Origin of the sequence: Micromonospora sp. NPDC049891 (genome assembly GCF_040660295.1) — a bacterium.
Classification (GTDB): domain Bacteria; phylum Actinomycetota; class Actinomycetes; order Mycobacteriales; family Micromonosporaceae; genus Micromonospora.
This window is the reverse complement of the sequence record NZ_JBFAML010000009.1, coordinates 162,714-185,801: the sequence shown is the minus strand read 5'-3', so window position 1 is coordinate 185,801 and position 23,088 is coordinate 162,714. Positions and strand designations below refer to the sequence as shown.

The window sequence follows — 23,088 nt, the reverse complement described above, 5'->3', positions numbered from 1 at the left end:
CGTCCCTCATCCCAGGGAAGGAGAGCGGCTACTCGTCGGCGCCGGGTGGCACCGGGGAGGACCGGGCGTCACGCAGCGGATCGGGCGTCGCCGCCGGCTCCGGGAAGGGCGGCGGAGTGCCACCGTAGCTGGGGCAGTGGGCCTGATGGCTGCACCAGTCACACAGCCGGCTCGGCCGGGGCCGGAAATCCCGGGCGGCGGTGGCCTGCTCGATGGCCCGCCACAACGCCACCACCGTCCGCTCGAAGCGCACCAGCTCCTCCGCGTCCGGAGCGTAGTCACACACCTCGGCGTCCTTGAGGTAGAGCAGGCGCAGCACCCGCGGCACCACACCACGGGTACGCCACAGCACCAACGCGTAGAACTTCAGCTGGAACAGGGCCCGCGCCTCGAACGCCTCCCGCGGGGCACCGCCGGTCTTGTAGTCCACCACCCGCAGCGCGCCGTCCGGAGCCACGTCGAGCCGGTCGAGGTAGCCGCGGATCAGCAGCTCGTCGTCGACCACGGCGGAGATCAGACTCTCCCGCTCCGCCGGTTCCAACCGGCGCGGATCCTCCACCGCGAAATACCCCACCAGCAGCGCCGAGGCCGAGCGGAGGAACTCCGCCACGGCGGCCGGGTCGTCGTCGGCGAAGAGGCCGGACAATTCCGGCTGCTCGGTGACCAGACGGTCCCACTGACCGGCCACGAGATCACCGGCGGCCTCCGGGGTGCGGGCGGCCGGCGGCAGGTCGAACAACCGCTCCAGCACCGCGTGCACGAGCGTGCCCCGAGCCTGCTCCACGGTGGGCCGCTCAGGCAGCCGGTCGATGCTGCGGAACCGGTAGAGCAGCGGGCAGGTCTTGAAATCCGCCGCCCGCGACGGTGACAGCGAGGCCCGCACCGTCGCCGGCACCTCCATCGGGGTCGGGGCCTGCTGAGTGATCACCGGATCCGCCGTCATGCCCCGGAAGGTTAGGCCACCGGTATGACAGGCCGACCGCCGCCGTTCCGGTACGTGATCTCCCGCCGCGTAGCATCAGCCCGATGGAACAGCGCAGGCGACCACGGGCCGGCCGGCGCCCCGGCATGCGGGTGGGCCGGATCCTCGGAGTGCCGCTGTACCTGAACGCCTCGATCCTGCTGCTCGCCCTCCTGATCACGGTCCTCTACGGCGAACTTGCCGGCCAACGGCTGCAACTGTCCCCACTCGGCGGCTACCTCGTCGGCGCCGGGTTCGTCCTCGCGCTGCTCGGCTCGGTGCTGGCCCACGAACTCGGCCACGCTCTCACCGCCCGCCGCTTCGGCATCGGCGTGCGGGGAATCACCCTGGAACTGCTCGGTGGGTACACCGAGATGGACCGCGACGCCCCCTCCCCGCGGGTGGACCTGCTGGTGTCGCTGGCCGGTCCGGCCGTCTCCGCCGTGCTCGGTGCGGCCGCCGTCGCCGCGACGTTGGCCCTGCCCGACCGCACCGTGGCCGACCAGCTCGCCTTCCAGCTCGCGGCGAGCAACGTCATCGTCGCGGTGTTCAACATCCTGCCCGGGTTGCCGCTGGACGGTGGGCGGGCGTTGCGCGCGGTGGTCTGGGCGCTGACCCGGGACCGGCACCGGGCCACCGAGGTGGCCGGGTGGGCCGGACGGGTCCTGGCCGTCGGCACCGCACTGCTGGTGGCGGCGCTCTACGCGATCGACGTGCTGAGCCTGCTGGCGTTGCCGTTGACGGCACTTGTCGCCCTCACCCTCTGGCACGGCGCCGGACAGTCGATCCGGATGTCCCGCATCGGTCGGCGGCTTCCGCTCGTCGACCTGGCCACCCTGGCCCGCCCGGTGCACACCGTGCCCACCGGCACCCCGCTGGCCGAGGCGCAGCGTCGCGCCGCGCAGGCGCACCCGGCCACCGAGCCGCAGCAGGCGGCCGCGTTGCTGGTGACCGACTCCGCCGGCCGGCCGGTGGCCCTGGTCGACCCGGCCGCCGCCGCGGCGGTGCCGGAATCCCGCCGGCCCTGGCTGGCTGTGGACGCGGTCGCCCGTACCCTCGCCGACCTGCCGGCCATCCCGGTGGCCACGGACGGAGAACGGGTGCTGGAGACCGTGCAGGCCCACCCGGGCGCACAGTACGTCGTGACCGCAGGCGAAGATGTGGTCGGCGTTCTGCACATCGCGGATCTGGCTCAACTGCTCGAACCTCACCGGAAGATGAACACGTGACCGTCACCCACTCCGCCCACCCGGCCAGCGACCTCCCCGAGGAGAAGGTGGAGCCGCCCGCCGTGCGGCGTGGGCCGTTCCAACCCGGTGACCGGGTGCAGCTCACCGACCCCAAGGGGCGGATGCACACGGTGACCCTGGAGCCGGGCAAGGAGTTCCACACCCACCGCGGCATCCTGGCGCACGACACGCTGATCGGCCTGCCCGACGGCAGCGTCGTGACCACCTCCGGTGGCGGCACCGCGTTCCTGGCCCTGCGCCCGCTGCTGTCGGACTACGTGCTCTCCATGCCCCGCGGCGCCCAGGTGATCTACCCCAAGGACGCCGCTCAGATCGTCGCCATGGGTGACATCTTCCCCGGCGCCAAGGTACTCGAGGCCGGCGCCGGCTCCGGAGCGCTGAGCTGCTCGCTGCTGCGCGCCGTGGGCACCTCCGGTGAACTGCACTCCTACGAACTGCGCGACGACTTCGCCCAGATCGCCCGCCGCAACGTCGAGTCGTTCTTCCACGCCCCGCACCCGGCCTGGCACCTGCACGTCGGCGACGTCGCCGAGTGCACCGAGACCGGTTTCGACCGGATCATCCTGGACATGCTGACCCCCTGGGAGAACCTCGACATGGTCGAACGCGCGCTGCTGCCCGGCGGCGTGTTCATCGGCTACGTGGCCACCACGCCGCAGCTGTCCGAGCTGGTCGAGGCACTGCGCGAGCGGGGCGGCTGGACCGAGCCGCGGGCCTGGGAATCGCTGGTCCGGGACTGGCACGCCGAAGGGCTGGCGGTCCGCCCCGACCACCGGATGATCGCCCACACCGCGTTCCTCGTCTCCGCGCGTAAGCTCGCCCCCGGAGTCACCGCACCGCCACGGCGTCGCAAGCCCAGCAAGGGCACCGAGGCGTACGCGCAACGCCGCCAGGCGCTACGCGAGGCGGAGGCGGCCCGGCAGGCGACAGTGGTGTCGCACGAGGCGCCGACCGAGCAGACACCACCCGACGTGACGCAGGAGACGGACAGGTCGTGACGGCGGAGGTGATCCGATGAGTGAGCGTCAGCGAGCGAATCATCAACTCGGCGCCCTCGTGCCTCATGCCGGCCCGCAGCGCAGCGGAGGGCCGGCATGAGCCGTCCCGGTTTCGGTGGTGGTGACCTGCCGGCGGTCTTTCCCGACTGGTCGCCCTACACCGATCTCGAATCGGCGGCGCGGGCCTACCTGCGCGACCCCGACGTCGCCCTGGAGGCGCTCGGCGGCGTCCTGCGCGGGGCGTCGGTGCTCGGCTTCACCCTGGAACGCTTCGTCAACGAGGTGAACGGCGTGTGGCAGGAGGTCGTCGTCTGCGACGGCAGCCGCCTGGTGCTCTGGCACGGCGAGGACGTGCCACCGGGGGAGGGGCCGCCGGGCTCGATGACCTCCTCGCTGCGGGTGGTACCGGTCTCCTCGGTCACCGAGGTCGGCTGCCGGCGCCGGCTGTTCCGCCACGACAACGGCGAGATCCGGGTCGACAGCATCGACGTCTACCTGCTGCTCACCTCGCTGGACGAGTCACCGCCGAGCGAGGAGAACGCTGGCGGTCCGCGCCACGACGCGCTGCGCTTCGGCAAGACCCTCGACGACGGTGGCGCCGGGCAGATCGCCCGGTTGGAGGAGTTCGCCAGGCTTGTCGCCTCGGTGGTCGGTCGGCCGCTGCTGTGACGGCCGATCCCGTCCGCTGTCGCCCGGGCAGGTGATCCCGGGATCAGCCGGGCATCCGGGTCAGTCGTCGGCCTCCGGGCCGGCGACCTCGACGCCGTCGCTGCCGCGTACGACGTGAATGCACTCGCCCGGGCACTCCTTCGCCGAGTCGATCACCTCGAGGCGAAGATGCTCCGGCACGTCCACCCGACCGCCCGGTGCCTGCACCAGCTCACCGTCCGGGCCCTTGACGTACGCCAACCCGTCGACGTCGAACTCGAAGACCTCCGGCGCGTACTGCACGCACAGCCCGTCGCCCGTGCACAGATCCTGGTCGACCCAGACCTGCAGTTGGTCGGTCGCGACCTCGGCCACCGGTGCACCCCCCATGTTCTCCCGTCCCACCCCTCGACGGTACCCGAATGCCCGTACCCGCCCGTCGACCCACCCTTGGCGATCAAGCTTCGGTGACGGGCGCGTTGCGGAGGACCGAATCGGGCTCATAGCGGCTAGTGTTAGGTCAGAACGTTCAAGCCCCCCGGGGAGGTGGGACGTGGCACGCAGCGACGACGCGGACTCGCGCGCCGCACGGTGGGAGAAGGAGGCCCACGATCTCTCCACGCAGGTCGCGTTCCTTCAAGAGGAACTCGCTCTGGTGCGGCGCAAGTTGACCGAGAGCCCCCGACACGTCCGGCAGCTCGAAGAGCGGCTGGCCGCCACCCAGGCGCAGTTGGCGCGGCTGACCGAGAACAACGAACGGCTCGTGAGCACCCTCAAGGAAGCTCGCGCGCAGATCGTGACGCTCAAGGAGGAGATCGACCGGCTCGCTCAACCCCCAAGTGGCTACGGCGTCTTCCTGGCCCGACACGACGACGGCACGGTTGACGTCTTCACCGGCGGACGCAAACTGCGCGTAGCGGTCTCGCCCTCGCTCGACGTCGGCGACCTGCAGCGCGGCCAGGAGGTCCTGCTCAACGATGCGCTCAACATCGTCGACGCGTTCGGCTACGAGCGGGTCGGCGAGGTGGTCATGCTCAAGGAGATCCTCGCGGGTCCCGAAGGCGCGCCGGGTGACCGGGCGCTCGTGGTCTCGCACTCCGACGAGGAACGCATCGTGCACCTGGCCGAAACCCTGATCGGCAGTGCGATCCGGGCCGGCGACTCGCTCATGATCGAACCCCGCTCGGCGTACGCGTACGAGCGCATTCCCAAGAGCGAGGTCGAGGAACTCGTGCTGGAGGAGGTGCCGGACGTCGACTACAGCGACATCGGCGGCCTGCACTCCCAGATCGAGCAGATCCGCGACGCGGTGGAGCTGCCGTTCCTGCACGCCGACCTGTTCCGGGAGCACCAGCTGCGCCCGCCGAAGGGCATCCTGCTCTACGGCCCCCCGGGCTGCGGTAAGACGCTCATCGCCAAGGCGGTCGCCAACTCCCTGGCCAAGAAGATCGCCGAGCGGCAGGGTAAGGAGAGGCACACCAGCTTCTTCCTCAACATCAAGGGCCCCGAGCTGCTCAACAAGTACGTCGGCGAGACCGAGCGGCACATCCGGCTGATCTTCCAGCGTGCCCGGGAGAAGGCCGGCGAAGGCACTCCGGTCATCGTCTTCTTCGACGAGATGGACTCGGTCTTCCGCACCCGCGGCTCCGGTGTCTCCTCCGACGTGGAGAACACCATCGTGCCGCAGCTGCTCAGCGAGATCGATGGCGTCGAAGGGCTGGAGAACGTCATTGTCATCGGCGCCTCCAACCGGGAAGACATGATCGACCCGGCGATCCTGCGCCCGGGACGCCTCGACGTGAAAATCAAGATCGAGCGTCCCGACGCCGAGGCGGCCAAGGACATCTTCTCCAAGTACATCCTCCCCGGCCTGCCGCTGCACGCCGACGACCTGGCCGAACACGGCAGCGACCCCCAGGCCACCGTCGCCGCGATGATCGATGCGGTGGTGCTGCGGATGTACTCGGAGACCGAGGAGAACCGCTTCCTGGAGGTCACCTACGCCAACGGTGACAAGGAAGTCCTGTACTTCAAGGACTTCAACTCCGGCGCGATGATCCAGAACATCGTCGACCGGGGCAAGAAGATGGCCATCAAGGAGTTCCTCACCTCCGGTCGCAAGGGGCTGCGCCTGCAGCACCTGCTCGACGCCTGCGTCGACGAGTTCCGCGAGAACGAGGACCTGCCCAACACCACAAACCCGGACGACTGGGCCCGCATCTCCGGCAAGAAGGGCGAGCGGATCGTCTACATCCGCACGCTCGTCTCCGGCGGCAAGGGCGCCGAGGCCGGGCGCTCCATCGAGACCGCCAGCAACACCGGTCAGTACCTCTGACCGGAACGCGCCACCGGGGCCCGCGACGCCATGCGTCGCGGGCTCCGTCGTACGCCGGGACCGCGACGCGCCAGGCTCGCCACCTCGGTCCGGGTGCGGACCCGCCCCACCGCCACGCCCCCGGTTGGCGAAGTGGCGACTACGCTCGACATGACGGGGACCGGTCGGGCAAACGAAGCGGGTAGGTCGATGAGCGTTAGACGAATCATGGGCACCGAGGTCGAGTACGGCATCTCCGTGCCCGGCCAGGCCGGCGCCAACCCGATGGTCACCTCGTCGCAGGTGGTGAACGCCTACGGCGCCCGACCGGAGCTGAACCGTGGCGGCCGGGCCCGGTGGGACTACGAGGAGGAGTCACCGCTGCGGGACGCCCGCGGCTTCACCTACTCCGGCGCGGCCTACGACCCGGCCGAAGCGCTCGCCGACGAGGACCTCGGCCTGGCCAACGTGATCCTGACCAACGGGGCGCGGCTCTACGTCGACCACGCGCACCCGGAGTACTCCACCCCCGAGGTGACGAACCCCCGCGACGTCGTCCGCTGGGACAAGGCGGGAGAGCGGGTGATGGCGGAGGCGGCACGGCGGGCCGCCACGATCCCCGGCACGGCACCGATCCACCTCTACAAGAACAACACCGACAACAAGGGCGCCAGCTACGGCGCGCACGAGAACTACCTCATGCGCCGGCAGACGCCGTTCGCCGACATCGTGGCGTACCTGACGCCGTTCTTCGTGACCCGACAGATCGTCTGTGGCGCCGGCCGCGTCGGTATCGGCCAGGACGGCGGCCAGAGCGGCTTCCAGATCTCCCAGCGAGCCGACTTCTTCGAGGTCGAGGTCGGCCTGGAGACCACCCTCAAGCGGCCGATCATCAACACCCGCGACGAACCGCACGCCGACGCGGACAAGTACCGCCGCCTGCACGTCATCATCGGCGACGCGAACCTCTCGGAGATCTCCACATACCTCAAGGTGGGCACCACCGCGCTGATCCTCACGATGATCGAGGAGAAGGCACTCGGCCCCGACCTCGGCATCGCCGACCCGGTCGGCGAACTGCGCGCGGTCAGCCACGACCCGTCGCTGTCACACCTGATGCGGCTGCGCGACGGACGCCGGCTGACCGCCATGGACGTGCAGTGGGCCTACCTGGAGCGGGTGCGCGCCTTCGTCGACGACCGCTACGGCAACGACGTCGACGAGCAGACCGCCGACGTGCTGGACCGGTGGGAGAACGTGCTCGACCGGCTGGGGCGCGACGTGATGCTCTGCGCCGACGAACTGGACTGGGTTGCGAAGCTGCGACTGCTGGAGGGCTACCGGGAGCGGGAGAAGCTCGGCTGGGGCTCGCACAAGCTCCAACTGGTCGACCTGCAGTACTCCGACGTACGCCCGGAGAAGGGCCTCTACCACCGGCTGGTCTCCCGTGGGTCGATGCGGACCCTGCTCACCGACGAGGAGAGCCGCACGGCGATGACCGAGCCGCCCGAGGACACCCGCGCCTACTTCCGGGGCCGCTGCCTGGCCCAGTACGCCTCCGAAGTGGTCGCCGCCAGCTGGGACTCGGTGATCTTCGACGTCGGCCGGGAGTCGCTGGTGCGGGTGCCGATGATGGAACCGGAACGTGGCACCCGGCGGCACGTCGGAGAGTTGTTCGACCGTTGTGCCAGCGCCAAGGATCTGCTGGAGACCCTGACCGGCGGCTGACCCACCGGTCCACGTCCGCCAGCTGTTCGTCCCCCGCGCGCCGGTACCGGCGCGCGGGGGACGATTCGTCGCTCCCGCGAGGTAAGTTCATCGCAGGGAGATCGTGGAGGAGGCAACGATGGCCACTCGTGACAGCGGCGGTCAGTCGCAGTCGGGCAAGTCCCGTCAGGGCGAAGAGGTCGAGGACGTCACCGTCGAGGCGAACCCGGAGGTCGCCGAGCGGCACGCCGAGATCACCGAGGACGTCGACGACCTGCTCGACGAGATCGACTCCGTCCTCGAGGAGAACGCCGAAGAATTCGTGAGAGGTTATGTCCAGAAAGGGGGTCAATGAGGCATATGTCCGATTCGTCCGCCGGGTCGGACAAGATGTGTCCACAGTGCCAACGAACGCTGCCCCTCACCGAGTTCCACCGCAACAGCCGCCGGGCGGACGGGCGTGCCTACTACTGCAAGGTGTGTGCGACAGCCCGCTCGGAGGCCAGCCGTCGCAAGCGTGGCATCGCCCCTGCACGGAGGTCGGCGACTCCGGTGGGCCAGGGTCTGAAGTGGTGCCCGGACTGCGAGCAGATCAAGCCGTTGGGCGAGTTTCCGAGCACCACGCGGAAGGCCAGCGGCCGGCACAGTTACTGCAAGCCTTGCCATAACGCACGGGGCAGGGAAACCGCTCAGCGGCTGTACGGCGGCAACCGCGAGTACCACCTGCGGCGGCGGTACGGCATCGGGCAGCAGGAGTTCGACGAGATGCTTGCCGAGCAGGGCGGTGTCTGCGCGGTCTGTGGTGACCCCGATCCGGAACATGTGGACCACGATCATCGCACCGGGTGGGTGCGCGGGATACTCTGCTTCAACTGCAACGGTGGTCTTGGCCAGTTCCGTGACAGTCCGACGAGGCTGGCCAGGGCCATCACGTACCTGAGAGGAACCACGTGGCAGCGGGTTTTGATCCATCCGGGCGTCTTCCAGATGTGTTCACCAACGCGGGGACGTCCTCCTTCACGGCATTCCTGAGCAAGGCGGCCCCCGAGATGCTGCCGGGCCGACGGGCGCTGCCCCCGGGCATGGCCGCCGATCTGGCCCCGCACGCCACCACGATCGTGGCCATCGCTGCCGCCGGTGGTGTCGTGATGGCCGGTGACCGGCGGGCCACCATGGGCAACCTGATCGCCCAGCGGGACATCGAGAAGGTGCACCCCGCCGACGCGTACTCGCTGGTGGGCATCGCCGGTACCGCCGGCGTCGGCATCGAGTTGATGCGGCTGTTCCAGGTGGAGCTGGAGCACTACGAGAAGATCGAGGGCGTGATGCTCTCGCTCGACGGCAAGGCGAACCGCCTCGCCTCGATGATCCGCGGCAACCTGGGTGCGGCGATGCAGGGGCTGGCGGTGATTCCGCTCTTCGCCGGGTTCGACCTGGCGGCAAGCGATCCGGCACGGGCCGGGCGGATCTTCAGTTTCGACGTGACCGGCGGGCCGTACGAGGAGACTGGCTACGACGCGATCGGCTCGGGTTCGCTGTTCGCCAAGTCGGCGCTGAAGAAGCGGTACCGGACCGGGCTGTCCGTCGAGGACGCGGTGCGGTTGGCGGTGGAGGCGCTCTACGACGCCGCCGACGACGACACCGCGACCGGCGGTCCCGACCTGACGCGGCGGATCTACCCGGTGGTGATGACCGCGACGGCGGAGGGTACCCACCGGTTGACCGACGTGGAGACCTCGGCGATCGCGGAGAGCGTGGTCGCCGGCCGGATGGAGAATCCGGGTGGCTGAGCCGCCCGCCCGCAGCTGATCCCCGTTTCCCCGAGTACCGCGCCCGAAGGAGAGCCGCCGCCGTGGCCATGCAGTTCTACGCCTCGCCCGAACAGATCATGCGCGACCGTTCCGAGTTGGCCCGCAAGGGCATCGCCCGGGGGCGTAGCGCGGTGGTCCTGAGCTACGCCGGTGGGGTGCTCTTCGTTGCCGAGAACCTTTCCAGCGCTCTGCACAAGGTCAGTGAGATCTACGACCGGATCGGGTTCGCCGCGGTGGGCCGGTACAACGAGTTCGAGAACCTGCGTCGGGCGGGTGTCCGGATGGCCGACCTGAACGGTCTGAGCTACGACCGCCGTGACGTGACCGGCCTGGCCCTGGCCAACTCGTACGCGCAGATCCTCGGCGCCATCTTCACCGAGCAGTCGAAGCCGTTCGAGGTGGAGATCTGTGTGGCCGAGGTGGGTGCCACCCCCGAGGACGACTCCCTCTACCGGAACACCTACGACGGTTCGGTGACCGACGAGCCGGGTCGGATGGCGATGGGTGGTCAGGCCGAGGCGATCTCCGGGGTGTTGAAGTCGAACCACCGGCCGGACATGTCGCTCGGCGAGGCGGTGAAGGTGGCGGTGCAGGCGCTGGGCAGTGTCGGTGGCGAGGGTGGTGCCGCCCGCACGATCGCCGCCAACCAGTTGGAGGTCGCGGTTCTGGACCGCAACCGGGTGGGCCGGACGTTCCGGCGGATCACCGGGGCCGCGTTGACCGCGCTGTTGGACGGCGACGCGGCCGGCGAGTCGGCGGCGGAGGGTGACCGGGCGCAGACCCCGAGCACGCCGACGGAGGAGGGGCACAAGCCGACCACTTCGGCCGGCTCGGCGGACCTGGAGGACAAGCCGGGCGAGAAGTCCGGTAGCTGAGTTTCTGCCCGGCCGCGGCCGGGCAGTGGCGGCGCCCGAGCGGTTTCGGCCGGCTGGGGCGCCGCTTTGTTCTCCGGTGCGGTCAGCGGCGGGCGAGCAGCGGCCGCACGACTGCCCACCAGGCTGCGGCGACCGAGTTGAAGACGCCCATCCCGGGTGGTGCGGCCACGTTGGACGGGGCGACGCGGGCGGTCATCAGGTCGGCGAGGGTGCCGTCGCCGACGGTCCGCTCGGCCTGCAGGCGTCGTCGACGGGTCCGGATCCAGTCCCGGTGACGCCACAGCCAGGCCCAGCCACGGGTCTTCTGGCGTCCCCAGCCGCCGGCCAGCGCGGCGGCGAGCATGGCGGCCTCGGTGAGCAGCAGCATCGGTGCCAGCAGCGCCAGGGTCCGGCCCTGGTACGCGGTGAGCAGGGTGAGCATTCGGTTGCGTTCGACCAGGTAGAGCTTGAGGTCGTTGCGGGAGAACTCGTAGTGGTGCAGGACCACGGCGTCGGGCACGTACTCCAGCCGCAGGCCGCGTTGCCACAGCCGCAGGCTGAGTTCGGTGTCCTCGTGGTAGGCGAAGTACTCGTCGGGAAAGCCGTCGAGGTCCGCCCAGCGGTGGCGGCTGATGACGAAGCAGCAACCGCTCAGCGACGGCACCACTGTGCGTCGAGCGTGCGCGCTTGCCGGCTCGCCGTTGCCGCCGGCCCAGGACAGGCCGGTGAAGTGCAGCGGGTTGCCCGAGGTGTTGATCAGATCGGGGTCGTGGGCGAGCCGGATGGAGGCCATCGCGGCGCCGACGCCCGGTTCGGCGGCCACCGCGACGACCTTGGCGAGGGCGTCGGGGGTCACGATGGCGTCGGAGTTGACGAAGGCCAGCCAGTCGCCGGTGGCCTCGGCGGCACCGATGTTGCAGCCACCGGAGTAGCCGGTGTTCGCTTCCGGCCGGAGGACCCGTACGCCGGGCAGGCCCTTGACCACGTCGATGCCGTCGCCGGTGCAGCCGTTGTCGACCACGACCAGGTCGATGTCGAGGTCGGTACTGGCCAGCACGGCACGGGCGGCGTCGACAAGCCAGGGCTCGGCACCGTAGGCGAGCATCACGGCGGTGACGCGGGGCGGTCTCACGGGGTTCCTCCGCTGGTGGTGGCGGGTATCGGGGCCGCGACCGTCGGGGCGGGCGGGGGCCTGCGGTGGCGGCGCAGCAGGGTGACCATGACGGCGGCGGCCACCACGGAACCGACGGTGTAGCCGAGTTCGACGCGTAGCGCGACGGGCAGCGGTGGCAGGGTCGCGACGACCAGCGCGGCCACGCCGACGGTCCAGGCCAGGGCCTGGGCGTGGTGCCGGTCGCGGGCCAGCAGTGCCTGACCGAGCACCATCGCCCACAGGTACGCCAGGGTGGCCACGGAGAGCCAGGCGAAGTCGCCGTGACCGAGGACGTCGGGGGTGTCGAAGAGGGCCCGCACGAGCCACGGGCCGAACAGGGCGGCGAGGATGCCGCCGAGGGCCCCGAGGGCGGTGACGACGGCGAGGGACCGGTGTAGCAGGGCGCGGAAGGCTGGCTCGTCGCCGGTGGCGGCGGCGGTGGACAGGCCGGGCAGCAGCGCGGCCTGCATGGAGCCGAAGACGAACAGGGGTATGCGGACCAGCACCAGCGCGGAGAGCAGCGCGCCGGCGGTGGCGACGTCGGTCGGGTCGAGCAGCCGTACGTTGATCACACCGACGTTGACCACCACCTGGGCGAGCAGGCTGGAGACGGTGAGCAGGGTGAGTCCGCGCAGCAGGGGCCGCCAGGGGACGGTGGGTCCTCGGCTGATCGTGCGGACGACAGGTGCGGCGGTCAGCGCGACGGCGGTCAGCGGCGCGACCACCAGCACCAGCGCGTAGGCCACGGGGGAGTCGACGCCGGTGACGGCGAGGGCGGCGACCAGGCCGATGCGCAGTCCGCCGTCGAGGCCGAGCTGGGTGCCGTACCAGCCGAAGCGGCGCAGGCCGGAGAGCACCCCGCGGGTGGTGTGTGCCACGGCCAGTGCGGCAAGCGCGCCTCCGAGGGCGGGCACCATCGCGGGGTCGCCGTCGAAGAGCCGTTCGGTGAGGATGTCGGCGGTGCCGATGGTGAGCAGCAGGAGCAGGCCGAGCACGACGGCGGCGATCGCGGCGCCGCGGGCCAGTACCGGCCCGGGTGGCAGCCTGCGGGTGCGGCGGGCCGCGACGAGGCGGGCGACTTCCTGCTCGACGGGGAAGAACACGCCGATGCCGAGGGTGAACACCACGGACCAGAGCACCGACAGCGAGGAGTAGTCGGCGGCGGCGAGGTTGTGTCCGGCCAGGGCGAGGTGGACGTACGAGGCGAGTCCGACCACGGCCAGGCCGATGCCGACGGGAAGGGTGCCGGGTGGGACGAGGCGGAGCAGGCGGCGGGTCACCGGCGGATGAGGGCGAGGGTGAGGACGGCCAGAGCCCGGCCCAGGTAGATCATCGCCTTGGCGGGGGAGTGGCTGGGAGTGCCGGCCATCCGGCGGCGCATGGCGACCGGGACCTGCTGGATCCGGTAGCCGCGGCGGGCGGCGTGCACAAGCGTCTCGACGGTGTCGCCGAGGTACTCGGCGGGGTACCAGCGGGCGAACATCTCGATCATCCGTCGGTTGGCGGCCCGGAAGCCGGAGGTGGTGTCGGTGAGCGTGGCGCCGGCCAGGCCGGACAGCACCAGCGACAGCATGCCCATCGCCCAGCGGCGGGGGCCGCGTACGGTGTAGTCGCCCTCGCCGGCGAACCGGGCCCCGATGACCAGGTCGTAGTCGTCGAGCAGGTCGACAAGCTTCGGCACGTACCGGGGGTCGTGCTGCCCGTCGGCGTCGACCTGCACCGCGACGTCGTAGTCGTGCTCGTGGGCGTAGCGGTAGCCGAGCCGCATGGCGCCACCGACGCCGAGGTTGTACGGCAGTCGGGCGACGCGGGCACCGGCGGCGGCGGCGACGGCGGCGGTGTGGTCGGTGGAGCCGTCGTCAACGACGAGCACGTCAACCCCGGGCAGTTCGCCGCGGATCTCGCCGACGACGTCGCCGATGGAGGCGGCTTCGTTGAGCGCCGGGATGATGATCAGGAGTCGTTTGCCGTTAACCATCGCGGGACACCATTTCCGCTCGGTCCGGGTGCCGGGCCCACTCCGCCCGTTCCGCCCGGTCGGCTTCGACTTCGGCGCGGAGCAGGGCGAACTCCTCGGCGAGGGTGCGGGTTTCCTCCTCCAGCGCGCTGACCTCCCAGCTGAGGTGGATGCAGACCAGCAGCAGGAAGACGATGCCGAGGAAGAGCACCAGACTGACTCCGGAGGCGACGCCGAGCAGGTCCGCGACGCCGTCGAGCAGCCGGGGGAACAGCGACAGCGGGATCACCACGAACAGCAGGCCGAGCCAGAGCATGCCGTACTTTTCGCGCAGTTGCCGGCGGCGCAGCAGCTCGACGATCGTGGCCAGCAGGACCAGACCGGTCAGGCCGGTGACCAGGGTGAGCTTCATACGACCTTCCACGGGGAGGGTGGAGCGGCGGGGGCGAACGCGTCAACCAGGGCGGCGTGCCAGTCCGGCAGGGGCGGCAGTCCGGCCTCGGCCCACCGGCCGTGCCCTAGCACACTGTACGTCGGCCTCGGGGCGGGTCGCATGAACCGGTCGCTGGTGGTGGGTCGGATCCGGTCCGGGTCGAGCCCGTGTCGGGCGAAGACCGCACGGGCCAGGCCGTACCAGGTGGTCTCGCCGGAGCAGGTGCCGTGGTAGATCCCGGGCGCGGCGTGTCCGGCGTGGGCGGCCTCGGCGAGCATGACCAGGTGGCGGGCCAGGGCGTGGGACCAGGTTGGCTGGCCCCGCTGGTCGTCGACGACGTCGAGGGTGTCGCGCCGGTCGGCCAGGTCGAGCATCGTGGTGACGAAGTTGCGGCCGTGGGCGCCGTGGAGCCACGCGGTGCGCACCACGTATCCGGTGTCGGGCAGCAGCCGGGTAACGGCCTGTTCCCCGATGAGCTTGCCCCGCCCGTACGCGTTGAGCGGGGCGGTCGGCGCGTCCTCCGGGTAGGGGGTGGTGGCGGTGCCGTCGAAGACGTAGTCGGTGGACAGCTGCAGCAGGCGGGCGCCGTGGGTGGCGCAGGCGGTGGCGAGGTGGACGACGGCGTCGCCGTTGACGGCGGTGGCGGCTGACTCGTGCGCCTCGGCGCCGTCGACGTCGGTCCAGGCGGCGGTGTTGATCACCACGTCGTGGCCGTCGACGGCGGCGTGCACGGCGGCGGCGTCGGTGATGTCCAGTTCGGTGCGGGTGGCGGGGGTGACCTGGTGTTCCGGCCGGGCGCTGAGGACGTCGACCAGGTCGCGTCCGAGCATCCCGCCGGCTCCGGTCACCAGGAATCTCATTCGGTCGCCGCCTTCAGCGGTTCCCACCAGGCGCGGTTGTTCCGGTACCAGCGGACCGTGTCGGCCAGACCGGTGTCGAGGCTGATGCTGGGGGCGTATCCGAGCTCGTTGCTGATTTTGGTGATGTCGAGGGAGTAGCGGCGGTCGTGTCCCTTGCGGTCGGTGACCGGCGTCACGCGGTCCCAGTCGGCGTCGCAGGCGTCGAGGAGCCGGCCGGTCAGTTCCTTGTTCGTCAGTTCGGTGCCGCCGCCGATGTGGTAGATCTCGCCGGCCCGACCCTTGTCCTGGACGAGGGCGATGCCGCGGCAGTGGTCGTGCACGTGCAGCCAGTCGCGTACGTTGCCGCCGTCGCCGTAGAGCGGGACGGTGTGTCCATCGAGGAGGTTCGTGACGAACAGCGGGACGACCTTTTCCGGGTACTGGTACGGGCCGTAGTTGTTGGAGCAGCGGGTCACCACCACGTCGAGGCCGTGGGTGCGGTGGTAGGCCAGGGCCAGCAGGTCGGAGCCGGCCTTCGACGCCGAGTAGGGAGAGTTGGGGGCCAGCGGCCAGTCCTCGGTCCAGGAGCCTTCGGCGATGGAGCCGTAGACCTCGTCGGTGGAGACGTGCACGAAGCGGTCGACGCCGTGGCGTAGCGCGGCGTCGAGCAGGTTCTGGGTACCGAGCACGTTCGTGGTGACGAAGGGTGCGGCGCCGGCGATGGAACGGTCGACGTGGGACTCGGCGGCGAAGTGCACGACCACGTCATGCCCCGCGACAGCCTGGTCGACCACATCGGGGTGACGGATGTCACCCTGCACGAACCGCAGCCGGGGGTCGTCGGCCACCGGCGCGAGATTGGCCAGGTTGCCGGAGTAGGTGAGGGCGTCGAGCACTGTGACCTGGGCCGGGTTCAGGGCCGGTACGCCCGCCGCACTGCCGCCGGGAACGCCGAGCAGCGTCCGGACGTATTCCGAACCGATGAAGCCGGCGCCGCCGGTGACCAGAATCCTCACGGGTCCGGAAGTCTACGCGAAACGGCCACTTCCGCAGCGCAGGCGAGGCGCGGCCGCTCGTCCGGTTGCCGGGTAGGCTCCCCGGGTGCGTGGAATCCTGCTCGCCGGTGGCACCGGGTCCCGGCTGTGGCCGATCACCCGGGCGGTGTCGAAACAGCTGATGCCGGTCTTCGACAAGCCGATGATCTACTACCCTCTCTCCACCCTGGTGATGGCCGGGGTGCACGAGATCCTGGTGATCACCACACCGGAGGAGCAGGGCCAGTTCCAGCGGCTGCTCGGCGACGGCGGCCAGTTCGGGCTCCGGCTGGAGTACGTCGCCCAGCCCCGGCCGGAGGGCATCGCGCAGGCGTTCGTGCTCGGCGCGGACTTCATCGGCGACGAGTCGGTGGCGCTGATCCTCGGCGACAACATCTTCCACGGGGTGGGCCTGGGCCGGCAGCTGGCCGCGGCGGGTGATCCGGTGGGTGGCCGGATCTTCGCCTACCCGGTGGCCAACCCGCAGGCGTACGGCGTGGTGCGTTTCGACGCCGACGGCCGGGTGCTGTCGATCGAGGAGAAGCCGCAGCGGCCGACGTCCCGGTACGCGGTGCCCGGCCTGTACTTCTACGACAACCGGGTGGTGGAGATCGCCCGGGGACTCACCCCCAGCGCCCGGGGTGAGCTGGAGATCACCGCCGTGAACGAGGCGTACCGGCAGTGGGGTGAGCTGTCGGTCACCGTGCTCGACCGGGGGACCGCCTGGCTGGACACCGGCACCTTCACCTCGCTGATGCAGGCCGCCGAGTTCGTCCGGGTGATCGAGGAACGACAGGGCATGAAGATCGGCTGCGTGGAGGAGGCCGCCTGGCGGGCCGGGCTGATCGACGACGCGCAGTTGCGCGCCCTGGCCGAGCCGTTGACCAAGAGCGGCTACGGCGACTACCTGCTCGATCTGCTCACCGGCGGGCGGCAGGAGCCGACCGGCGAGTTCGGCCCGGCGGGGGCGGCCCGGTGAAGCTGCGGCCGCTGAGCATCGAAGGTGCCTGGGAGATCACCCCGCAGCAGCACGGCGACCCGCGTGGGCTGTTCCTGGAGTGGTACCGCTTCGACCGGTTGGCCGAGGCGGTCGGGCATCCGCTCCGCCTGGCCCAGGGCAACCTGTCCGTGTCCGCCCGTGACGTGGTGCGCGGTATCCACTTCGCCGACGTGCCACCGGGGCAGGCGAAGTACGTCACCTGCGTCCGGGGGGCGGTGCTCGACGTGGTCGTCGACCTGCGGGTCGGCTCGCCCACCTTCGGTCGGTGGGAGGGCGTGCGCCTGGACGACGTCGACCGGCGCGCGGTCTACCTGGCCGAAGGGCTCGGCCACGGGTTCTGCGCGTTGACCGACGACGCCACCCTGACCTACCTCTGCTCGACCACGTACAACCCCTCGGCCGAGCACGCGGTGCATCCGCTCGACGAGGAGCTGGGCATCGACTGGCCGGCCACCGTGCCGCAGCTGTCCGCCCGCGACGCCGCCGCGCCCACCCTGGCGCAGGCCCGGGCGGCGGGGCTGCTGCCGGGTTACGACACCTGCCAGCGGTACGTCGCGACGCTCGCCGCCACGGCGGGTTCCACCGACGGCTGAGGCCGGCACGTGCCCCGACAGTGACGAACAGGGCCTCCGTACGGCTAATGTCTCATCATGGAACGGCGAATCTTCGGTCTGGAGACCGAGTACGGCGTCACCTGTACCTACCGCGGACAGCGGCGGCTGTCCCCTGACGAGGTGGCCCGGTATCTCTTCCGCCGGGTCGTGTCCTGGGGCCGGTCGAGCAACGTGTTCCTGCGCAACGGCGCCCGGCTCTACCTGGATGTCGGCTCACACCCCGAGTACGCCACCCCGGAATGCGACTCGGTGGTCGACCTGGTCGCCCACGACCGGGCCGGCGAGCGGATCCTGGAGGGGCTGCTCATCGATGCGGAGAAGCGGCTGCACGACGAGGGCATCGCTGGTGAGATCTACCTGTTCAAGAACAACACCGACTCGGCCGGCAACTCGTACGGCTGCCACGAGAACTACCTGGTGTCCCGGCACGGTGAGTTCGGTCGGCTCGCCGACGTACTGATCCCGTTCCTGGTCACCCGGCAGTTGATCTGCGGTGCCGGCAAGGTGCTGCAGACGCCGCGTGGGGCGGTCTACTGCCTGTCCCAGCGGGCCGAGCACATCTGGGAGGGTGTGTCCTCGGCGACCACCCGCAGTCGCCCGATCATCAACACCCGGGACGAGCCGCACGCCGACGCGGAACGGTACCGCCGGCTGCACGTCATCGTCGGCGACTCCAACATGAACGAGGTCACCACGCTGCTGAAGGTCGGCACCGCCGACATCGTGCTGCGGATGATCGAGGGCGGCGTGGTGATGCGCGACCTCACCCTGGAGAACCCGATCCGGGCGATCCGGGAGGTGTCGCACGACATCACCGGTCGGCGGAAGGTGCGGCTGGCCTCGGGCAAGGAGGTAAGCGCCCTGGAGATCCAGCAGGAGTACCTCGCCAAGGCGACCGAGTTCGTCGAGCGTCGCGGCGGGGACCAGACCGCCAAGCGGGTGGTCGAGCTGTGGGGCCGGGTGCTGCGGGCGGTGGAGACCGGCGACCTGGAACCGGTCTCCCGCGAGATCGACTGGGTGACGAAGCTGCGCCTGATCGAGCGGTACCAGCGCAAGCACGACCTGCCGCTGTCCCACCCCCGGGTGGCGCAGATGGATCTGGCGTACCACGACCTGCGTCGGGGGCGGGGCCTCTACGCGTTGCTGGAGCGGCGCGGCGACGTGGACCGGGTGGCCACTGATCCGGAGATCTTCGAGGCGAAGGAGACACCGCCACAGACCACCCGGGCCCGGCTGCGCGGCGAGTTCATCCGGCACGCCCAGGAGAAGCGACGGGACTTCACCGTCGACTGGGTGCACCTGAAGCTCAACGACCAGGCGCAGCGGACCGTGCTGTGCAAGGACCCGTTCCGGGCGTACGACGAGCGGGTGGAACGGCTGATCGCCAGCATGTGACAGGTCGACCGGGGCCGTGCCGACCGGCCGGCCCCGGGTAGGCTGGTCCGGTCATGAATCCTTCCGAACCTCCCACCCCGGGCGCTCAGCGGCAGGGCTGGCTCGAACGCCGCCGCGACAAGGTCCGCGCCGAGATCGAACGCAACCGCCGCGGTGAGTACACCGTGCCGACCTGGGTGCTGGCCCTGGCCCTGGCGTTGATCGTGGGCGCCTGGATCGCCCTGGTCATCTTCGCCTGAGTGGCGTACCGCCCATCCTCGGCTGATGCGTGCCGTGCCGATCACCCTCACGTGAGTCGCGCGCCGTGCCGATCATCGGGCCGTGAGTCGGGCGGCGTGCCGATCATCGGGCCGTGAGTCGGGCGGCGTGCCGACCGGCTGCGGCGGCGGCCACGAAGTAGGCGTGGTCGGCGTCCAGCCCACGCCCCATCGTCGACAGCGGCACCGGGCTGTGCCGGAGCGCCGCGTCCAGCCCGGTGGTGTCCACCCGAACCAGCGTGTGCCGCTCGGCGAGCGGTTTCAGCGCGGCGTCGACCTCGGCGGCGAGCGTCGGGTCCAGGTCCGCCGGCACCACCAGCTCCGCGCGGGCCAGCGCCACCCGGCCGTACGCGGTGAGGCTGTGGTGCGACACCCCCCGGTGCCGCGGACGCGGGTCGGCGGCGGAGATCCGCAGCGAGCCGATCGGCCGACCGCCGAGGGCGGCGACGGCGTTCACCGCTTCGCCGACGGCCACCCCGGAGAACCCCCAGCGGGTGCCGGTGCCGAGGTTGCCCGGGCCCTGCGCCACCACCGCCACGTCGGCGCCGAGCACGTGCCGGGCGGCGAGCAGGCCGCTGTGCAGTGTCGAGGCCTCCAGGTCGCCGCCGAACGCCTGCCCGACGCTGATCGTGCCGACCAGCTCGTCCCGCAGCCCGGCGAGGGTGCGGGAGAACCAGGCGGGCAGCGCCCCGCCGTCGGTGAGCAGGTACGCCACCCGCGCCCGGGGTGCGTCGGCGCGAACCCCGGCCAGGATCGCCGGCAGCGCGGAGTGCAGGTCGGCGGTCACCACCGGCAGGCCGGCCAGGTCGTCGGCGGCGGCCAGCACCTCCCGGTGCGGTGACGCCTCCTCGTCGACACCGAGCAGGATCGGCTGCAACGGGGTGTAGCGGGCCTTGACCAGATGTCCCGCGTCACGGGAGTCGAGAGCCTGCGGCGGATCCGGCGGCAGCCGCTCCGGCAGCGCCACGACCAGGGCGTAACCGCCGGTACCCAGCCCCATCAGCAACGCACCGGCGTTGAGCAGCACCCGATCGCCCGGCTCCGGCTCACCCACGAGCGCCGGATAGGCAAGCGCCCGCATCGAGCTGCCGTCGTCCACCTCGACATCCAGCTCCACCGCCCCGGCCCACCGCCGACGCACCCCCGCCACCGTTCCCACCCGCCACCGCACCACCCCCGCACGCTAACCCCCACCCACCCCCACCCACCCACCGGGTGGCCCGCCGATCATGCAGTTTGGGCGGTAGACAAAAGCCGCCAACCAGGGCAATCGAACAACCACAACTGCATGATCGACGAGAAGGGGTGAACGGGGTGAAGGTGGGTGGCGTGGGGTGCCTGCGTGAGGGGTGAGGGCTGCTAGCGTCTACGGGGTGTCGCGCAGCCGCACCGAACGCCTGGTCAACCTGGTGATCTGCCTGCTGTCTACGCGGCGGTTCCTGACCGCCGCGCAGATCGCCGCGACCGTACCCGGTTACGAGCACGATCCGGACGACGCCCGGGAGCACGAGGCTTTCCAACGCAAGTTCGAGCGGGACAAGGCCGAGCTGCGGGAACTGGGCGTACCGCTGGAGACCGGGACGGCGAGTGCCTTCGACGCGGAGCCCGGCTACCGGATCGCCCGCCGGGAGTACGCGCTGCCCGACATTCCCCTCCAGCCGGACGAGGCAGCCGCGGTCGGCATCGCCGCTCGCCTGTGGCAGCACGCCGGCCTGGCCGCCGCCGCCTCGTCGGGTCTGGCGAAGCTGCGCGCGGCCGGCGTGGACGTGGACCCGCAGGCCACCCTCGGACTGGAGCCGATGGTCACTGTCGATCCGGCGTTCGCGCCGCTGACCGCAGCCGCCCGCGACCGGCGGGAGGTCCGCTTCGACTACCGGGTGCCGGATCGCGACGCGTCCGCCCGGCGCCGGCTGCAACCGTGGGGTGTGGTCTGCTGGCGCGGCCGGTGGTACGTGGTCGGCCACGACCTGGACCGCGACGCCACCCGCTGCTTCCGGTTGTCGCGGGTGGTGGGTCCGGTGCGCGCCACCGGTGAGCCGGGCGCCTACCAGCCCCCGACCGGCGTCGACCTGATCAGTCACGTGGCCCGCTGGTCCGGCCCGGTCGAGCGACCCGGCCGGGCGACCGTGCTTGTCACCCCGGGACGCGCCGCCGGGTTGCGCCGCTGGGCGGTGGAGGTCACCGCCGGGCCCGACGCGGACCGGCTGGTCCTGCCGTACGGCGACGCCTGCTCGCTCGCGGGTCACCTCGTCGGTTACGGGCCCGACGTGCGGGTGGTCGACCCGCCCGAGGTCCGGGAGGCGGTCATCCAGCGGCTGAAGGAGATCGCCGCCCGACACGACAGCCTGGCGGTGGTCCCATGAGCGGCACGACCCGTCCGGCGGCGCGCGCTGGTTCCCGGGCCTCGGCGGACCGGCTGGCCCGGCTGCTGAACCTGGTCCCGTACCTGCTCGCCCGGCCCGGGATCGAGATCGCCGAGGCGGCCGGTGACCTGGGCGTCACCGAGCGGCAGCTGCGGGAGGACCTGGAGCTGTTGTGGGTCTGCGGGCTGCCCGGGTACGGCCCGGGGGATCTGATCGACATGGCGTTCGACGGCGACCGGGTCACCATCACCTACGACGCGGGCATCGACCGGCCGCTGCGGCTCACCCCGGACGAGGCGCTGGCGCTCGTGGTGGCCTTGCGGATGCTGGCCGAGACTCCCGGGGTGGCCAACCGGGAGGCGGTCGAGCGGGCCCTCGCGAAGATCGAGGACGCGGGCGGTGACCTCGTCGCCGCGCCGGTGGAGGTGCGGCTGCCCGGCGACACCGGTCGGGTGGAGCAGCTGCGGGCCGCGGTGGAGGGTGGTCGCGCGCTGCGTATCACCTACTACACGGCTGCCCGCGACGAGACCACCGAGCGGGTGATCGACCCGCTGCGGGTGCTGATGGTCGGTGGTCGGACGTACGTGGAGGCGTGGTGCCGCCGCGCCGAGGCGGTGCGGCTGTTCCGGGCCGACCGGATCGACGCGGTCACCGAGCTGGCCGAGCCCGCCGTCGTGCCGCCGCAGGCCCGGCCGCAGGATCTGCGCGAGGGCGCGTTCCGGCCCTCGCCCGACCTGCCGCTGATCACGTTGCGGATCGGCCGGGGTGAACGGTGGATCACCGAGTACTACCCGTGCGAGCGGGTCGAGTCCGACGGCGAGCGGTGGGTGGTGTCGCTGCGCGTCAGCGACCTCGGCTGGGCCCGTCGGTTCGTGCTCGGCCTCGGCCCGGACGTCGAGGTCGTCGCGCCGGCCGAGCTGGCCGGGCAGATCCACGAGTCGGCGGTGGCGGCCCTGGAGGCGTACGCCCAGCCGGTGCCGGCCGGCGCGGACCCGGCGGCGGCCGGCGACAGGCAGTAGGCTGGCCCCCGTGCTGAAGTGGATCGTGCTCGCGCTGGTGCTGGTGCCGTTGGTTCTGCTCGCGCTGTCGGTACGACCGGTGCTGGCGCGACTGCCCCGGTTGCGCCGGGCGGCGCTGGCGTTGCAGCGGCGAGCCGACGAGGCGGCGGCGCTGCGCGAGGCGGCGGAGAGCCTCCAGCAGCGGGCCGGGGGGCTGCAGAGTCGGCTGGAGACGACCCAGCAGCGACTCACCTTGATCAGAGCCCGCCGCGGCGACTGAGCCGGGCCGTCCACCGGCGGGTCGCCCCCGCGCGGTGCGCATTCCTGCCCGTACGGTGCGTTCTGATGCACGCGGCGGCCCGACTTCGCGCAGAATGATCCAGCCGTCTGGTTGACGGGACACTCGCGGTTGGCCGAGACTTCACCCGCCGGGACGAACCACCCCCGCCCCGGCGGGTGGCAACGGCCTTCGTCGCACGTACGATGGGCTGCGGAACACCCC

The 23,088-nt window shown here is 71.2% G+C and carries 25 protein-coding genes; 16 read left to right on the top strand and 9 right to left on the bottom strand.

What is annotated here, in order from left to right; genetic code table 11:
• Positions 1–28: 28 nt before the first annotated feature.
• On the bottom strand, positions 29–943 hold the full coding sequence (locus AB0I71_RS14635) for a PD-(D/E)XK nuclease family protein (RefSeq protein WP_357584638.1): 915 nt from the start codon (positions 941–943) through the stop codon (positions 29–31).
• 83 nt (positions 944–1,026) lie between these two features.
• On the opposite strand from AB0I71_RS14635, the gene AB0I71_RS14630 reads away from it, so the two are divergent.
• From AB0I71_RS14630 to AB0I71_RS14620, 3 genes are all read left to right on the top strand, one after another.
• On the top strand, positions 1,027–2,190 hold the full coding sequence (locus AB0I71_RS14630; RefSeq protein WP_357584636.1) for a M50 family metallopeptidase: 1,164 nt from the start codon (positions 1,027–1,029) through the stop codon (positions 2,188–2,190).
• Positions 2,187–3,209, top strand: coding sequence for a tRNA (adenine-N1)-methyltransferase (locus tag AB0I71_RS14625; RefSeq protein WP_357584634.1), 1,023 nt, complete (start codon positions 2,187–2,189; stop codon positions 3,207–3,209). The genes AB0I71_RS14630 and AB0I71_RS14625 overlap by 4 nt, the downstream gene beginning before the upstream one ends.
• A 96-nt stretch (positions 3,210–3,305) precedes the next feature.
• Positions 3,306–3,878, top strand: a complete 573-nt coding sequence (locus AB0I71_RS14620) for a hypothetical protein (protein WP_357584632.1) — start codon at positions 3,306–3,308, stop codon at positions 3,876–3,878.
• A gap of 60 nt (positions 3,879–3,938) precedes the next feature.
• On the opposite strand, the gene AB0I71_RS14615 is transcribed toward AB0I71_RS14620, so the two are convergent.
• Positions 3,939–4,232, bottom strand: a complete 294-nt coding sequence (locus tag AB0I71_RS14615) for a ferredoxin (protein WP_099851377.1) — start codon at positions 4,230–4,232, stop codon at positions 3,939–3,941.
• Positions 4,233–4,410: 178 nt separating this feature from the next.
• Here AB0I71_RS14615 and arc point away from each other — a divergent pair, with 178 nt between their 5' ends.
• From arc to prcA, 6 genes are all read left to right on the top strand, one after another.
• Positions 4,411–6,192 (top strand): proteasome ATPase, encoded by a 1,782-nt coding sequence (gene arc, locus AB0I71_RS14610; RefSeq protein ID WP_357584630.1) that lies wholly within the window; start codon positions 4,411–4,413, stop codon positions 6,190–6,192.
• A gap of 189 nt (positions 6,193–6,381) precedes the next feature.
• Positions 6,382–7,899, top strand: a complete 1,518-nt coding sequence (gene dop / locus AB0I71_RS14605) for a depupylase/deamidase Dop (protein WP_357584628.1) — start codon at positions 6,382–6,384, stop codon at positions 7,897–7,899.
• 118 nt (positions 7,900–8,017) lie between these two features.
• Positions 8,018–8,233: a ubiquitin-like protein Pup gene (locus AB0I71_RS14600; RefSeq protein WP_013734319.1), complete on the top strand. Its 216-nt coding sequence runs from the start codon at positions 8,018–8,020 to the stop codon at positions 8,231–8,233.
• 197 nt (positions 8,234–8,430) lie between these two features.
• Positions 8,431–8,910 carry an endonuclease VII domain-containing protein gene (locus AB0I71_RS14595; RefSeq protein ID WP_357584625.1) on the top strand — a complete coding sequence of 160 codons (480 nt, stop codon included), beginning with the start codon at positions 8,431–8,433 and terminating at the stop codon, positions 8,908–8,910.
• Positions 8,829–9,668 carry a proteasome subunit beta gene (gene prcB / locus AB0I71_RS14590; protein WP_357584623.1) on the top strand — a complete coding sequence of 280 codons (840 nt, stop codon included), beginning with the start codon at positions 8,829–8,831 and terminating at the stop codon, positions 9,666–9,668. The genes AB0I71_RS14595 and prcB overlap by 82 nt, the downstream gene beginning before the upstream one ends.
• A gap of 62 nt (positions 9,669–9,730) precedes the next feature.
• Entirely contained in the window at positions 9,731–10,564 is an 834-nt protein-coding gene (gene prcA, locus AB0I71_RS14585; RefSeq protein ID WP_357584621.1) for a proteasome subunit alpha, read from the top strand.
• An 82-nt stretch (positions 10,565–10,646) separates the two neighbouring features.
• Here prcA and AB0I71_RS14580 read toward each other — a convergent pair whose 3' ends face one another.
• From AB0I71_RS14580 to rfbB, 6 genes are read right to left on the bottom strand one after another with little or no spacing between them, the layout of a single operon-like run.
• A complete protein-coding gene (locus AB0I71_RS14580; RefSeq protein WP_357584619.1) occupies positions 10,647–11,675 on the bottom strand; it encodes a glycosyltransferase family 2 protein in 1,029 nt (342 codons plus the stop codon).
• On the bottom strand, positions 11,672–12,976 hold the full coding sequence (locus AB0I71_RS14575) for a polysaccharide biosynthesis protein (protein WP_357584617.1): 1,305 nt from the start codon (positions 12,974–12,976) through the stop codon (positions 11,672–11,674). Before AB0I71_RS14575 ends, AB0I71_RS14580 begins: the two co-directional genes overlap by 4 nt.
• Positions 12,973–13,674 (bottom strand): glycosyltransferase family 2 protein, encoded by a 702-nt coding sequence (locus AB0I71_RS14570; protein ID WP_357584615.1) that lies wholly within the window; start codon positions 13,672–13,674, stop codon positions 12,973–12,975. Before AB0I71_RS14570 ends, AB0I71_RS14575 begins: the two co-directional genes overlap by 4 nt.
• The gene (locus AB0I71_RS14565; protein ID WP_357584613.1) at positions 13,667–14,065 is read right to left on the bottom strand and encodes a DUF2304 domain-containing protein; all 399 of its coding nucleotides are present in this window, start codon (positions 14,063–14,065) and stop codon (positions 13,667–13,669) included. Before AB0I71_RS14565 ends, AB0I71_RS14570 begins: the two co-directional genes overlap by 8 nt.
• Positions 14,062–14,946 (bottom strand): dTDP-4-dehydrorhamnose reductase, encoded by an 885-nt coding sequence (rfbD, locus tag AB0I71_RS14560; RefSeq protein WP_357584611.1) that lies wholly within the window; start codon positions 14,944–14,946, stop codon positions 14,062–14,064. The genes AB0I71_RS14565 and rfbD overlap by 4 nt, the downstream gene beginning before the upstream one ends.
• The gene (rfbB, locus tag AB0I71_RS14555; RefSeq protein WP_357584608.1) at positions 14,943–15,941 is read right to left on the bottom strand and encodes a dTDP-glucose 4,6-dehydratase; all 999 of its coding nucleotides are present in this window, start codon (positions 15,939–15,941) and stop codon (positions 14,943–14,945) included. The genes rfbD and rfbB overlap by 4 nt, the downstream gene beginning before the upstream one ends.
• A gap of 85 nt (positions 15,942–16,026) precedes the next feature.
• On the opposite strand from rfbB, the gene rfbA reads away from it, so the two are divergent.
• From rfbA to AB0I71_RS14535, 4 genes are read left to right on the top strand one after another with little or no spacing between them, the layout of a single operon-like run.
• Positions 16,027–16,938 carry a glucose-1-phosphate thymidylyltransferase RfbA gene (gene rfbA, locus AB0I71_RS14550; protein ID WP_357584606.1) on the top strand — a complete coding sequence of 304 codons (912 nt, stop codon included), beginning with the start codon at positions 16,027–16,029 and terminating at the stop codon, positions 16,936–16,938.
• Positions 16,935–17,552: a dTDP-4-dehydrorhamnose 3,5-epimerase gene (rfbC, locus tag AB0I71_RS14545; RefSeq protein WP_357584604.1), complete on the top strand. Its 618-nt coding sequence runs from the start codon at positions 16,935–16,937 to the stop codon at positions 17,550–17,552. The genes rfbA and rfbC overlap by 4 nt, the downstream gene beginning before the upstream one ends.
• Positions 17,553–17,609: 57 nt before the next feature.
• The gene (gene pafA, locus AB0I71_RS14540; protein WP_204011541.1) at positions 17,610–18,968 is read left to right on the top strand and encodes a Pup--protein ligase; all 1,359 of its coding nucleotides are present in this window, start codon (positions 17,610–17,612) and stop codon (positions 18,966–18,968) included.
• A 53-nt stretch (positions 18,969–19,021) separates the two neighbouring features.
• Complete coding sequence (locus AB0I71_RS14535) at positions 19,022–19,207, top strand: hypothetical protein (protein WP_357584602.1); 186 nt, start codon at positions 19,022–19,024, stop codon at positions 19,205–19,207.
• Between the two features lie 103 nt (positions 19,208–19,310).
• Here the strand turns inward: AB0I71_RS14535 and AB0I71_RS14530 are convergent, their stop codons facing one another.
• Entirely contained in the window at positions 19,311–20,399 is a 1,089-nt protein-coding gene (locus tag AB0I71_RS14530) for a DUF3866 family protein (RefSeq protein WP_357584600.1), read from the bottom strand.
• A gap of 199 nt (positions 20,400–20,598) precedes the next feature.
• On the opposite strand from AB0I71_RS14530, the gene AB0I71_RS14525 reads away from it, so the two are divergent.
• From AB0I71_RS14525 to AB0I71_RS14515, 3 genes are read left to right on the top strand one after another with little or no spacing between them, the layout of a single operon-like run.
• Positions 20,599–21,588, top strand: a complete 990-nt coding sequence (locus tag AB0I71_RS14525; RefSeq protein WP_357584598.1) for a WYL domain-containing protein — start codon at positions 20,599–20,601, stop codon at positions 21,586–21,588.
• A complete protein-coding gene (locus AB0I71_RS14520; RefSeq protein ID WP_357584596.1) occupies positions 21,585–22,607 on the top strand; it encodes a YafY family protein in 1,023 nt (340 codons plus the stop codon). The genes AB0I71_RS14525 and AB0I71_RS14520 overlap by 4 nt, the downstream gene beginning before the upstream one ends.
• A gap of 10 nt (positions 22,608–22,617) precedes the next feature.
• Positions 22,618–22,866, top strand: a complete 249-nt coding sequence (locus AB0I71_RS14515) for a hypothetical protein (RefSeq protein WP_357584594.1) — start codon at positions 22,618–22,620, stop codon at positions 22,864–22,866.
• Positions 22,867–23,088: the final 222 nt, after the last annotated feature.